General features: G+C 60.3%; 15 protein-coding genes. 8 read left to right on the forward strand and 7 right to left on the reverse strand.

Going from position 1 to position 13,294, the window contains the following annotated elements:
• Window positions 1–249: 249 nt before the first annotated feature.
• Both PMI24_RS02315 and PMI24_RS02320 read left to right on the forward strand, forming a co-directional pair.
• Entirely contained in the window at window positions 250–957 is a 708-nt protein-coding gene (locus PMI24_RS02315; RefSeq protein WP_007950989.1) for an autoinducer binding domain-containing protein, read from the forward strand.
• 174 nt (window positions 958–1,131) lie between these two features.
• Window positions 1,132–2,256: a methyltransferase gene (locus tag PMI24_RS02320; RefSeq protein WP_007950991.1), complete on the forward strand. Its 1,125-nt coding sequence runs from the start codon at window positions 1,132–1,134 to the stop codon at window positions 2,254–2,256.
• Between the two features lie 69 nt (window positions 2,257–2,325).
• Here the strand turns inward: PMI24_RS02320 and PMI24_RS28660 are convergent, their stop codons facing one another.
• From PMI24_RS28660 to PMI24_RS02330, 3 genes are read right to left on the reverse strand one after another with little or no spacing between them, the layout of a single operon-like run.
• Window positions 2,326–2,493: a DUF2474 domain-containing protein gene (locus PMI24_RS28660; protein ID WP_007950992.1), complete on the reverse strand. Its 168-nt coding sequence runs from the start codon at window positions 2,491–2,493 to the stop codon at window positions 2,326–2,328.
• A 57-nt stretch (window positions 2,494–2,550) separates the two neighbouring features.
• Complete coding sequence (gene cydB, locus PMI24_RS02325) at window positions 2,551–3,558, reverse strand: cytochrome d ubiquinol oxidase subunit II (protein ID WP_007950993.1); 1,008 nt, start codon at window positions 3,556–3,558, stop codon at window positions 2,551–2,553.
• A 3-nt stretch (window positions 3,559–3,561) separates the two neighbouring features.
• Window positions 3,562–4,998, reverse strand: a complete 1,437-nt coding sequence (locus tag PMI24_RS02330) for a cytochrome ubiquinol oxidase subunit I (protein WP_007950994.1) — start codon at window positions 4,996–4,998, stop codon at window positions 3,562–3,564.
• Between the two features lie 400 nt (window positions 4,999–5,398).
• Between PMI24_RS02330 and PMI24_RS02335 the strand changes: the two genes are divergently transcribed.
• Window positions 5,399–6,637, forward strand: coding sequence for an MFS transporter (locus tag PMI24_RS02335; RefSeq protein ID WP_045121629.1), 1,239 nt, complete (start codon window positions 5,399–5,401; stop codon window positions 6,635–6,637).
• Between the two features lie 120 nt (window positions 6,638–6,757).
• A complete protein-coding gene (locus PMI24_RS02340; protein WP_045121630.1) occupies window positions 6,758–7,045 on the forward strand; it encodes a HigA family addiction module antitoxin in 288 nt (95 codons plus the stop codon).
• A 5-nt stretch (window positions 7,046–7,050) separates the two neighbouring features.
• On the opposite strand, the gene PMI24_RS02345 is transcribed toward PMI24_RS02340, so the two are convergent.
• Window positions 7,051–7,602, reverse strand: a complete 552-nt coding sequence (locus tag PMI24_RS02345) for a DJ-1 family glyoxalase III (RefSeq protein ID WP_007950997.1) — start codon at window positions 7,600–7,602, stop codon at window positions 7,051–7,053.
• A gap of 67 nt (window positions 7,603–7,669) precedes the next feature.
• Window positions 7,670–8,119, reverse strand: coding sequence for a DUF4879 domain-containing protein (locus tag PMI24_RS02350; RefSeq protein ID WP_007950998.1), 450 nt, complete (start codon window positions 8,117–8,119; stop codon window positions 7,670–7,672).
• Between the two features lie 220 nt (window positions 8,120–8,339).
• On the opposite strand from PMI24_RS02350, the gene PMI24_RS02355 reads away from it, so the two are divergent.
• Window positions 8,340–9,635 (forward strand): NCS2 family permease, encoded by a 1,296-nt coding sequence (locus PMI24_RS02355; protein WP_007950999.1) that lies wholly within the window; start codon window positions 8,340–8,342, stop codon window positions 9,633–9,635.
• Complete coding sequence (trmA, locus tag PMI24_RS02360) at window positions 9,632–10,711, forward strand: tRNA (uridine(54)-C5)-methyltransferase TrmA (protein ID WP_007951000.1); 1,080 nt, start codon at window positions 9,632–9,634, stop codon at window positions 10,709–10,711. The genes PMI24_RS02355 and trmA overlap by 4 nt, the downstream gene beginning before the upstream one ends.
• Before the next feature lie 55 nt (window positions 10,712–10,766).
• Here trmA and PMI24_RS02365 read toward each other — a convergent pair whose 3' ends face one another.
• Both PMI24_RS02365 and PMI24_RS02370 read right to left on the reverse strand, forming a co-directional pair.
• A complete protein-coding gene (locus PMI24_RS02365) occupies window positions 10,767–11,213 on the reverse strand; it encodes a hypothetical protein (protein WP_007951001.1) in 447 nt (148 codons plus the stop codon).
• Window positions 11,210–11,638, reverse strand: coding sequence for a hypothetical protein (locus tag PMI24_RS02370; RefSeq protein ID WP_007951002.1), 429 nt, complete (start codon window positions 11,636–11,638; stop codon window positions 11,210–11,212). The genes PMI24_RS02365 and PMI24_RS02370 overlap by 4 nt, the downstream gene beginning before the upstream one ends.
• A gap of 203 nt (window positions 11,639–11,841) precedes the next feature.
• Here PMI24_RS02370 and PMI24_RS02375 point away from each other — a divergent pair, with 203 nt between their 5' ends.
• Window positions 11,842–12,753 (forward strand): LysR family transcriptional regulator, encoded by a 912-nt coding sequence (locus PMI24_RS02375; protein WP_007951003.1) that lies wholly within the window; start codon window positions 11,842–11,844, stop codon window positions 12,751–12,753.
• Between the two features lie 141 nt (window positions 12,754–12,894).
• Window positions 12,895–13,294: type II 3-dehydroquinate dehydratase (gene aroQ / locus PMI24_RS02380; RefSeq protein WP_007951004.1), on the forward strand; the 400-nt coding region annotated here is incomplete at its 3' end.

Here is a 13,294-nt window from a genome sequence, read left to right on the forward strand (position 1 = left end):
CTGGAACACCGACAGTTTGTAATGGCATTTCAAAGTGCCACTATTACAGAAAATCTACTAACTTGAAGGCCAAACATTTATATGAACAACCCCATATAAACGACTGGTGTAGATATTCCAAACAGATTCACTCTCCAAGAACAAAAAAATCCAAGCGACTCGTAAGAAGCGTCCTACACTCGTCTGCGTGTCCGTCCCTTTGGATCCAATAGACACCCCCGCGAACTTGTTTATGGAGAACATCCCAAAATGGAAAGGTGGAAGGAGTCCCAGATAGAACAGATTACTCGCGCGAAGGAAATCGATAACGCTTTCCCGATTTTAAGAAATTTTGCCAACAATATTGGATTCCAGTATTGCGGCATTAAAGTCTCGCGACCTGGCACTACGTCATTCAAACCCTTTTTCATCAACAACTTCACACCGGCTTGGAATGAGGAATATCAGAACAATTTCAGCGCAAATGACCCGATAACCGAATACTGCCACAAGTCCATGCTGCCATTTCTCTGGAGCAGGAAAGCCTTCTCGAAGACACCGCTCATGTGGAGTGCGCTTCAAAATCACAGGATGGAACACGGCTGGTCGCAGCCGTTTCACGACGAAAAAAATGACTTGTGCTGCACAATCAGCCTGGCGCGGCCCTACTGCGAAGTTTTCGCATTGGAACTGTACGATCAATACGGTGTGTTGCAATACGTGTTGCAACACTTGTGCGCGTTGTTCCTCATTGCGTTCCCGCCAATGCTGGCCAAACCACCGCCCGTACGATTGTCTATACGGGAACTCGAAATCGTGAAGCTGTGCGCCTTGGGCAAGACAGCCTGGGAAATCGGTCAGATCCTGAATGTCGCGGAACGGACCGTGAACTATCACATCAAAAATCTGATCACCAAATTCAACGCCTGCAACAAGATGTCAGCCGTCATCGCCGCCTCCAAGGCCGGATATCTCTAGGCCGCCCTCTTCCCTGCACTGAAATCAGACGAGTATTGCCAACAAAAAAAACGTACCATTTGCAGCCTTCCTGAGTGATGTCGTGAGCGTTCACGCCGTTGTCCACTCGGTCGGTTCCGCCGCACGACACCCTGGGCCGCGGGACACCCGTCGATTACCCAGAGTCCCCGTCCCATGCCTTTGCTCGATACGCCCTTCGCCCAGCTTGATCTGATCCGCCAGCCCGAACAGCAGAACGAACCGCTGCAAGCCTTCGATGCAGCCGACGAATACCTGCTCAATCATCTGGCCGAACAGAACCTACCGACGGATACCCGAGTATTGGTGCTCAACGACAGTTTCGGCGCACTGGCCATCAGCCTCTCGGGCAAGGTGCAGGTCAGCACCAGCGGTGATTCGTTCCTGGCGTTTCAGGGCCTGGAAAAGAACCTGCTGCGTAACGGTCAGGCATTCGATGCGCTGCGCGGCATTCCTGCCAGCGAGCCGTTGGTCGGGCCGTTCGACCGGGTGCTGATCCGCGTCCCGAAAACCCTGGCGCTGCTGGAAGAGCAACTGATTCGCTTGCAGGGTCAATTGGCACCCGGCGCTCAGGTGGTAGCAGCGGCGATGGTCAAGCATTTGCCCCGTGCCGCCGGTGACCTGCTGGAACGCTATATCGGCCCGGTTCAGGCTTCGCTGGCCGTGAAAAAGGCCCGACTGCTGATCGCCACGCCCGAGGCCAAGGCACCCGCCGTCTCGCCCTACCCGACCCGTTATCGCCTCGACGAGCCGGCCATCGAACTGCTCAACCACGCCAACGTGTTCTGCCGTGAAGGCCTGGACATCGGCACCCGCGCCTTCCTTCCGCACCTGCCGAAAAACCTCGGCTCTGCGCGGGTCGCCGATCTTGGCTGCGGCAACGGCGTACTGGCCATCGCCAGCGCCCTGCAAAACCCCGACGCGCATTACACGCTGGTGGATGAATCGTTCATGGCCGTGCAATCAGCAGCCGAAAACTGGCGCGCGGCGCTGGGTGAGCGTGAAGTGATCGTGCGCGCCGGCGACGGTCTGGCCGGGCAGGAAGCGCAATCGCTGGACGTGGTGCTGTGCAACCCGCCATTCCACCAGCAACAGGTGGTCGGCGACTTCCTCGCCTGGCGCATGTTTCAGCAGGCCCGCGAAGCGCTGGTCGTTGGCGGTGCACTGTACATCGTCGGCAACCGTCACTTGGGTTATCACAGCAAACTGGCGCGGCTGTTCCGGGGTGTCGAGCAGGTCGCGGCTACGCCGAAGTTCGTCATCCTCAAGGCGCGCAAATAATCCGGGCAAAAAAAACCCTCCGGTCGGAGGGTCAAAAATCCGTGCCGCAAGGCAGCGGGATGGGAAGTCTCAGTGCGTGGTCAGGCCTGCTGCATTCATGAACATGCGCATCAGGCTGGCGACGATGAACAGTGCACCGACGCTGCCGACCCAGATCATGGCCAACCAGCCGAGCCGCTGCCACAGCGGCTTTTTTTCGGCTTCTTCAATGTCGTGCAGGGAATGTTTGCCGGTCATGCTTGCATCCTCCGGTTGAGGGAGATGGCGCCGCGGTCGGCGCCATCGTGATCACCATTAGTGATAACCGTCTTCGTGGGTGACCTTGCCGCGGAACACGTAGTAGCTCCAGAAGGTGTAACCCAGGATGAACGGGATGATGAACAGCGTGCCGACCAGCATGAAGCCCTGGCTTTGCGGCGGTGCGGCGGCGTCCCAGATCGAGATCGACGGCGGTACGATGTTCGGCCACAGGCTGATGCCCAGACCGCTGTAGCCGAGAAAAATCAGCACCAGGGTCAACAGGAACGGCATGTAGTTGGCATTACGCGCCACTGCGCGAATCAGACCGTACATCGTCACCAGCACCAGAATCGGCACCGGCATGAACCAGAACAGATTCGGCATGCTGAACCAGCGCGTCGCAATTTCCGGATGGGCCAGAGGCGTCCACAGGCTGACGATGCCGATCACCGCCAACAGCACGAAGGCCAGGGGGCGCGCCAGATTGTGCATCTGCTCCTGAAGCTTGCCTTCGGTCTTCATGATCAGCCACGTGCAACCGAGCAAGGCATACGCCACCACCAGCGCGGCACCGCAGAACAGCGTGAACGGCGTCAGCCAGTCCAGTGAACCGCCAGCATATTGCCGGTTGACCACGGGCAAGCCGTCGATGAACGCACCAAGCGCCACACCTTGGAAGAACGTCGCCGCCACCGAACCACCGATGAAGGCCTTGTCCCACAGGTGACGCTTGTCGTCCTTGGCCTTGAAGCGGAACTCGAACGCCACCCCGCGGAAAATCAGCCCGATCAGCATGAAGATCAGCGGCAGGTACAGCGCCGACAACACCACCGAATAGGCCAGCGGGAACGCACCGAACAAAGCAGCGCCGCCCAGTACCAGCCAGGTTTCATTGCCGTCCCACACCGGGGCGACGGTGTTCATCATCACGTCACGGTCGACTTTGCCCGGGATGAACGGGAAGAGAATCCCGATCCCCAGGTCGAAACCGTCCATGACCACGTACATCATGATCCCGAAGATGATGATCACGGCCCAGATCAGCGGAAGATCAATACCCATGACTCAAATCTCCTTGGTCAGGCTGCGGTCGTGTTCGGCGCCATCGTCGTCGGCAGCGGACAACGGACGGGCCGGCGTGCGTTTCTGGCCAGGACCACCGTCGTTGGTTTCCTTGCCTTCGTCGGTCTTCGGCCCTTTGCGCACCAGACGCATCATGTAGCCCAGACCCGCACCGAACAGCGCGAAATACACCACCACGAACATGATCAGCGTGATGCTCATCTGCATGAAACTGTGGTTGGACGACGCATCCGCCGTGCGCATCAGCCCGTAGACCACCCACGGCTGACGACCGATTTCAGTGGTGAACCAGCCCGCCAGGATCGCGATCAGACCGGACGGCCCCATCCACAGCGCCAGGTACAGGAACGGCCGCGAGGTGTAGAGCGTGTCGCGCTTGCGCAGCCACAGGCTCCAGAGGCCGGTGAAGATCATCAGGAAGCCGAGGCCGACCATGATCCGGAACGACCAGAACACGATGGTCGAATTCGGCCGGTCTTCCGGTGGAAACTCCTTGAGCGCCGGGACTTGCTTGTCCAGCGAGTGGGTCAGGATCAGGCTGCCGAGGTACGGGATCTCGACCGCATATTTGGTTCTCTCTTCCTTCATGTCCGGCCAGCCGAACAGGATCAGCGGCGTCGCCTCATTGCCATGGTTTTCCCAGTGGCCTTCGATCGCGGCGATTTTTGCCGGCTGATGCTTGAGGGTGTTGAGGCCGTGGAAGTCACCGATGACCGCCTGAATCGGCGCAACGATCAGCGCCATCCACATCGCCATCGACAGCATGGTGCGGATCGCCGGGTTGTCCTTGCCGCGCAGCAAGTGCCAGGCCGCCGACGAGCCGACGAAGAATGCTGTCGCGACGAACGCGGCAGTCGCCATGTGCATCAGTCGATACGGGAACGACGGGTTGAAGATGATTGCCAGCCAGTCGGTCGGAATGACCTGACCGTTGACGATCTCGAAGCCCTGCGGCGTCTGCATCCAGCTGTTGGAGGCGAGAATCCAGAAGGTCGAAATCAGTGTGCCGATGGCCACCATTACCGTGGAGAAAAAGTGCAGCTTGCGCCCGACCTTGTTCCAGCCGAACAGCATCACGCCAAGGAAACCGGCTTCGAGGAAGAACGCCGTAAGCACTTCATACGTCAGCAACGGGCCGGTGACAGAACCGGCGAAGTCCGAGAAGCGACTCCAGTTGGTGCCGAACTGGTAGGCCATGACCAGGCCCGAGACCACGCCCATGCCGAAGTTGACGGCAAAGATCTTCGACCAGAAATGGTAGAGGTCACGGTAAGTGTCGTTGCCGGTTTTCAGCCACAGGCCTTCCAGCACCGCGAGATAACTCGCAAGACCGATGGTGATCGCCGGGAACAGGATGTGGAACGAGATGGTGAACGCGAACTGAATTCGGGCGAGATCCAGGGCCTCTAAACCGAACATAAGCTTTCCTCTATCAGATAACGGTTCCAAGACTGGCGGCCTTGGACCACTGCCCCCACGGGTATGGAGTGCGGCGAACTCGGATTCGTTCTTCTTTTTACAGGCATCGCGACGCAGGGAGTCTGCCGACGGGTCCCGGATCAGTTCCGCGAAGGGTCTTGATCTGGATCAATCAACGTTGAAAGAGTAGTCCCATTTCCGACGGGGAACCGCGTGGTCTTTTGCCGCGTGACAAGTTGCCTCAGAGTCCTGGCAACGCCCTGAAATACATCGGTGGCCGGGTTCGGTGTCCGGGCGCGGAAAAATCGATGTCTGGCTAACTAAATTTTTTGTCATAGCAACTTCCTGTTACAGACTGGTGATAATCTCGCGGTTCCCCTCGATCAAGACCGGCCCGCAAATGCCCAGCCAAGAGCCCTTGCTGTTACGTCATCACCGTCCCTTTCTTGCGTTCTGGTTTGCCCGGATCTTCACCGCCAGCGGTTTTCAGATGCTCACCGTGGCGATCGGCTGGAATCTCTATCAACTGACCGGCAACGTGCTCGACCTGGGTCTGGTCGGGCTGGTGGAATTCGCTCCACGCGTATTGTTCATGCTGCACACCGGCCACGTTGCCGATCGCTACGACCGGCGCAAGGTCGCGGCGATCTGCCAGTCGTTGCAGGCCTTGATCGCTCTGGCACTGGCCATCGGCAGCGCCACCGACCATGTCACCCGGGAAATGATCTTTATTCTGGCGTTCTTGCTGGGCGCCGCGCGCTCGTTCGAAATGCCGACCACTCAGGCGCTGCTGCCGAGCATCGTGCCCAGCGCATTGTTCCCACGGGCGGTCGCCGCCGCGCAATCTGCACAGCAATCGGCCACCATCGTCGCCCCGGCGCTCGGCGGTCTGCTCTATGCCTTCGGCAGCGTCTGGGTCTATGGCCCGACGGTCATTCTGTATGTCATCGCCTGCACCCTGATGCTCAACCTGCCTGCACGGCAAACTCCGCTGAACAAAGGCAAAGCGACGCTGGATTCGTTGCTGGCGGGGATTCGTTTCATTCGCAGCCGTCCAGACATTCTCGGGGCGATTTCGCTGGATCTGTTCGCCGTGCTGCTCGGCGGCGCTACGGCGCTGTTGCCGGTGTTTGCCAAGGACATTCTGCTGACCGGGCCGTGGGGGCTGGGACTGCTGCGCTCGGCGCCTGCGGTCGGGGCGTTGATGATGTCGCTGTTCCTCGCGCGGTTTGCCGTTGAGCGAAACGTCGGTCGGGTGATGTTCACTGCCGTCGGCGTGTTCGGTGTCGCCACCATCGCCTTTGGTCTGTCGACCTCGTTCTGGTTCTCGCTGGCGGTGCTGGTGGTGCTCGGCGCGGCGGACATGATCAGCATGGTGATCCGCGCCTCCTTCGTGCAACTGGAAACCCCCGACGAAATGCGCGGCCGGGTCAGCGCGGTGAACGGCCTGTTCATCGGTGCCTCGAACCAGTTGGGCGAATTCGAATCCGGCCTCACCGCGCACTGGTTCGGCACCGTGCCGGCAGTGGTGATGGGCGGCATCGGCACGCTGGTGGTGACCGGAACCTGGATCAAACTGTTCCCGACCCTGGCCAACCGCGACCGGATGCATGTGCCGGTGGAAGAGGTGAAGGCCTAGCTACACTGCTGCCACCTACGCAGCTAACCCGCCAAACACAATCAGCTCGAAAAGATGCGGTACATAGATACCGCATTGAGTGTAATGTATCGCCTTACACTCGCCGCATGATCAAATCCTATGCCCATGCACAACCCGCCGCACCCCGGTGAAACACTGTTGATGGATGTATTGCCGGAACTTGGCATCAGCGTGACCGAATTGGCTCGGCATCTGGGATTCGCTCGTCCTCATCTATCTCGCGTCTTGCACGGACATGCGCCGATCAGCCCGGATCTGGCCGTACGACTGGAACGCGCGGGGATTGGCAAGGCTCGTATGTGGCTAGGCGTTCAGACCGATTACGACCTTTGGCAAGCCGAGCACCGTGAGCAGCCAGCCATTCAACCAATCGCCGCTCACGCCTGAACTTCTCAGGCCAGCAACTCCCCCGCTACCTTCGCTCTGACGGCTTTGCCCGCCAGTTGCTCAACTAGCGTCAACGCAAATGCCAGCGCGGCGCTGGAGCCTTGGGCGGTGATGCAATTGCCGTCGACCACCACTGGTTGATCAACAAACGTGCAACCGGAGAGGTTATGGCTGGTGTCGGGCAGGCAGGTCATCCGGCGTTGACGTAATACACCGAAGCTTTGCAGGGCGACCGCCGGGGCTTCGGCGATGGCGGCGAAAAGTCGTCCGGCACTGGCCTGGTCCTTGAGCAGTTGTTGCAGAGGCTGGTGCGCGGCCAGGTGTTGTGCGCCGACCGCTCCGCCCGGCAGGACGATCAGGTCGAAAGTCTGGGCCAGCACATCAATGAGCATGCCGTCGGCAGTCAGGCGCGTGCCTCGGGCGCAGGTCAGCATGCGCCGGCCTTCGATGCTGGCCGCCACCACTTCGATGCCGGCGCGGCGCAGCACGTCGATCAGGGTCACGCATTGCAGATCATCGATGCCCTCGGCGAGGGTAATCAGGGCTCTAAAGGTCATGGGCGCCATCCGCTGGGTGATCTTTAAAGCGTAGTCAGCTTTGCCCTGCCCTGTTCGGCGACAGCCGTTACTTGATGTAAAGCTGGGTCGACATCGTGTTGCGCGGGGCGTTGATCGAGGTGTTGCTGAAGGTAAAGGTGCCTTCCTGACGAGTCGTCAGATCGAAGGTGTACAGCGAACCGACGGTCTTCGCGCCCGGCGTGCATTCGGTCAGGTTGCCGTTATCGAAGGCACAGACCGGACTCCGGGTGCCGTTCACTTCAAAACCGTCCAGCGCCGCCTGAGGCTGACTCTGGCCATAACCGATTTCCAGCACGTACACCTTGATGCCCGGCGCGCTGTGATCGCAACGGGTCTGCACCTGGCCATCGGTAATGTCTTCGAGCCCGCAGGACGACGACTGAACCTTGATGACTTTCACCTCGCTCAATGGCGGTGCCGACGCTGCGTGTGCCGCCGGTACACCGGCCAGCAGCAAGGCCATCAGTCCAGCGGTCTTCATCCAACCCTTGTTCATGCGATCCATCCCCGAAAAAACAGCGCGCAGTATGGCGTACTTGGCCGTGGTGCAAAACTTCGCCGACGATCGACACCAACATCCGCCATCTTCCTCACGCTGCTGGTATGATGCGCGGCTTTTTCCGGCCCACCACAATTTTCCAGGCGCTTGCGACGGTCTGTGCTTTGCTGTTGAGGTCGATACATTCACGGCGCCACGCGCGCCACGGGGAGCAGACATGCTGGAAAGGCTGTTTCAACTCAAGGCACATAACACCAACGTGCGGACCGAGATTCTCGCGGGCGTCACGACCTTCCTGGCCATGGCCTACATTCTGTTCGTCAACCCGAGCATCCTCGGCGAGACCGGCATGGACAAAGGCGCGGTGTTCGTCGCCACGTGTCTGGCAGCCGCCATCGGCTCCACGGTCATGGGCCTGATCGCCAACTACCCGATCGCCCTCGCACCGGGCATGGGCCTGAACGCCTTCTTTACCTACACCGTCGTGCTGCACATGGGCCACACCTGGCAAGTGGCGCTGGGCGCGGTGTTCATTTCGGCCGTGTGCTTCTTCCTGCTGTCGATCTTCCGCATCCGTGAGTGGATCATCAACAGCATCCCGCTGCCGCTGCGCTCGGCGATTGCTGCCGGTATCGGCCTGTTCCTGGCGCTGATCGCCCTGCACAACGCTGGCATCGTGGTCAGCAACCAGGCGACCATGGTCGGCCTCGGCGACCTGAAACAACCGGCGCCGATCCTCGCCACCCTCGGTTTCGCCCTGATCGTTGCCCTTGAAGCCCTGAAAGTGCGCGGTGCGGTGCTGATCGGCATTCTGGCGGTGACCATCGTCTCGATCGTGATGGGCTTCACCCCGTTCGGCGGCGTGACGTCGATGCCACCTTCGCTGGCCCCGACCTTCCTGCAACTGGACATCAAGGGCGCACTGGACATCGGTCTGGTCAGCGTGATCTTCGCCTTCCTGTTCGTCGACCTGTTCGACAACTCCGGCACCCTGATCGGCGTCGCCAAGCGCGCCGGCCTGATGGGCAAGGACGGCCACATGCCGAAAATGGGCCGTGCGCTGATCGCCGACAGTACCGCGGCAATGGCCGGCTCGCTGCTGGGCACCTCGACCACCACCAGCTACATCGAGTCCGCTGCGGGCGTGAGTGCCGGCGGCCGCACCGGCCTGACCGCCATCGTTGTCGCAATCCTGTTCCTGCTGGCGCTGTTCTTCTCGCCACTGGCCGCCAGCGTGCCGGCCTTCGCCACCGCGCCGGCGCTGCTGTTCGTCGCCGTGCTGATGACTTCCGGTCTGGCGGAAATAGACTGGGAAGACATCACCGTCGCCGCGCCGGTCGTTGTCACCGCCCTGGCGATGCCTTTCACCTATTCCATCGCCAACGGCATCGCCTTCGGCTTCATCGCCTGGACTGCTATCAAACTGCTGTCCGGCCGCGCCCGTGAGCTGAACCCGGCGCTGGTGATCCTGTCGATTCTGTTCGTGATCAAGCTGGGTTGGTTCAACGCATGACTTTTGATTCCCAGGCCTACGCCGCACAACTCGAAGACAAGGTCACGCGCCTGCGTGACCTGCTGGCCCCGTTCGATGCACCGGAGCCGACGGTGTTCGACTCGCCGCTGCAGAACTTCCGTCTGCGCGCCGAATTCCGCCTGTGGCGCGAGGGCGGTGAGCGGCATTACGCGATGTTCTCGCAGGATGACAAACGCACGCCGATCCTGATCGAAGAGTTTCCGATCGCCAGCCTGCGCATCAACCAGCTGATGCCGCAATTGAAAGCGGCCTGGCAGGCCAGCGCGGCGCTGAGCCACAAGCTGTTTCAGGTGGAGTTTCTGACCACCCTGGCCGGCGATGCGATGATCACTCTGTGCTATCACCGTCCGCTGGACGAGCACTGGCACGCGGCGGCGACCAAACTGGCGGCGGATCTGGGCATCAGCATCATTGGCCGTTCCAAGGGCAAGCGCGAAGTGCTCGGCCTCGATTACGTGGTCGAGAAACTCGAAGTTGGCGGTCGCACATTCAGCTATCGCCAACCGGAAGGCGCGTTCACCCAACCCAACGGCACCGTGAACCAGAAGATGCTCAACTGGGCATACGAAGCGCTGGGCGATCGCAGCGACGATCTGCTGGAGCTGTACTGCGGCAACGGTAACTTCACCCTGCCGCTGGCAACCCGCGTGCGCAAAGTGCTGGCCACCGAAATCAGCAAGACCTCGGTCAACGCCGCACTGAGCAACCTGGCCGAAAACGCTGTGGATAACGTCACGCTGGTGCGCCTGTCCGCCGAAGAGCTGACCGAAGCCCTGAACGAAGTTCGTCCGTTCCGTCGCCTGCACGGCATCGACCTGAAAAGCTACGAGTTCGGCAGCGTGTTCGTCGACCCGCCACGGGCGGGCATGGACCCGGACACCTGCGAACTGACCCGTCGCTTCGACAACATCCTGTACATCTCCTGCAACCCGGAGACGCTGGCGGCCAACATCGCCCAACTGCACGACACGCATCGCATCACCCGTTGCGCGCTGTTCGACCAGTTCCCGTGGACTCACCACATGGAATCCGGCGTGCTGTTGACCCGACGTTGATCGCAGGTGCCAGATACAAGAAAGCCGTCCTGACCGACGGCTTTTTTGTGCCTGTTCATAACACCGGATCAATCTTGCGCGGGCGCCCGCCCTTCCTGCCGTTGGCCCGCGCAGCTTCAGCTTTCGCGGTGCTGCTCTGGCGACCATTGCGCGAAGCGATCACCGAGGCGGCCATGGCCATCAATGGTTGACTGGCCGAGATCATGCCGGCGATGGAAACCTGCAGATCCTTGCCGTCGTGGCACAGCGCGGTGCCGGCAAAGCCGACGTGCAATCCGCTGAAGTCTTGCGGTTCGAAATCATCGAATTCCCGGTAGAGATTCACTGGCAGCAATACGCCGCTGTCGTCCTCGAAGTGAATCACCAGGCACGGTTTCTGAAAGGCCACCGACACGGCTTGCAGGCTACTGCGACGGCGCACGCCGCCACGGTCGACGGCTTCGTCCAGACGTTTTTCCGTGACGGGCCGATCCGCGTGCAACGCGGCTTTGACTGTTTTCATAATTCTATTTCCACTCCTTCGTGGGCGCCGATCAGGGCCAACAGGGTTTTGTTGACCTCCGGCTCGTAATACGCCGATCCGATCCTGAAACTCGTGCTGGTAACCTCCCGCAGCACCGCCACCTGATTCGACTGCCCGTCCCACCACTGATTGTCGAGACAGGCAGTGCGCAATCGAGTCCACCAGATCCAGCGGGCCCGCCGCAGATGATCGGCTTCACGCAATGACTGGCGAAGCCCTTCAAGCAGGGCAACCGGCGGTCGATGCGACAGCGGCACGACATCCCACAGTTCAACGCCGTTGTGCCAGAAACTGAATTTGAAGCGGGCGCTCCAGGCCCCTGCATCCACATGTGCGTGGGGCGGACAATGTTCGTCACGCAACATGATTACCACTGACAGTCCTTTGTAACCGCATACCTTCATGTTAACCCATCCGTTAGGTTTAAACGTTTCAACACTTGCCATTCCCTGGCAAATCCGACCACCGGCACCAACGCCTACTGTGGCCGTTACCTTTCGAGCCTAGTGCGGGAGCCGAAAAAGCCCCGCGCAAAATGGTAAGCAGTTCTTTCGCACCGGCTGCGCATTTGCTACATACGAAGACTCATTCCCCGGTGTAATCAATCATGCAGCGACACTTCGACGATCTTCAGCTGGGCAGCATCGAGTTGTTTTGCCTGGCCGCCGAGTGCGGCAGTTTCACCGGTGCGGCGCAGGCGGCTTCGGTGACGCCGGCAGCAGTAAGCCGCTCGGTATCACGCATGGAGGAACGCCTGGGCGTGCGGCTGTTCGCGCGCACCACTCGCAGCGTGAAACTGACCGACAGCGGCCGTCGCTACTACGAAGAATGCAGCCAGGCGCTGGCGCAACTGGTCGAGGCACAACGGGAGGTCATGGGCCAGCAGCAGGAACCGTCCGGCACCCTGCGTATCAGTATTCCTACGACTTACGCCCATCATCGGATCCTGCCGCTACTGCCGGCCTTTCGCGCGCGCTTCCCGCAGGTGAAGGTCGACATGCACATCAGCAACCGCAACATCGACTTCGTCGGCGAGGGCTACGACATGGCGATCCGCGTGCGGGCGATTCCCGATTCCGGCCTGATCGCCCGGCATCTGGAAGATGCGGCGCTGGTGATGGTTGCCAGCCCCGACTACCTGAAACGCGCGGGCACGCCGCAGTCCCTGGAAGATCTCGAACAACACGAATGCATTCAGTACGAACTGCCCAGCAGTGGGCGGCGGATCACCTGGCTGTTTTACGACGAAGACGCGCCACGGGAAATCCTCGCCGAGGGCAATTTCTGCTGCTCGGACGATGTGCTCGGTGGCGTGACCCTGGCCAGGCACGGTGCCGGGTTGTTCCAGACTTATCGCTTCATTGTGGAAAAAGAACTGGCCGACGGCTCGCTGATAGAAGTGCTCAAACCCTACAGCGGACGCTCGCGACCGTTCACGCTGCTGTACCCGCAGAATCGCCACATGCCCCTGCGCGTCAGGGCTTTCATCGATTTTCTGGTGGAGCAATTGCCGCACTGATTCTCACCTGTGTGCGATCACCGCACACAAAACCAAGCTGTCGATGCAGAGCAATTGATTAAAGTAACCATCTAGTACAATTTAACTCCACAGGTCGAAACCCTCGGCCCAAGCCAAAAACAATAAGTGGAGTTTGCCCCCATGCCCCCTATCGTTCTGGTGCTCAACGGCCCGAACCTGAACCTGCTCGGCACCCGTGAACCGGCGACCTACGGTCACGAAACCCTGGCCGACATTTCTGCCCTGTGCGGGCGCGCCGCCGAAGAGTTCGGCCTGGCCGTGGAGTTTCGCCAGACCAACCACGAAGGCGAACTGCTCGACTGGATTCACGGCGCCCGCCAGCGCTGCGCCGGCATCGTGATCAACCCCGCCGCCTGGACACACACCTCGGTAGCGATCCGCGACGCACTGGTCGCCAGCGAATTGCCGGTGATCGAAGTGCACCTGTCCAACGTCCACGCCCGTGAGCCGTTCCGTCACCACTCGTTCGTCTCGGCCATCGCCACGGCGGTGATGTGCGGCTTCGGCAGCCACGGCTATC

Source organism: Pseudomonas sp. GM25, from assembly GCF_000282255.1.
Lineage (GTDB): Bacteria > Pseudomonadota > Gammaproteobacteria > Pseudomonadales > Pseudomonadaceae > Aquipseudomonas > Aquipseudomonas aphyarum.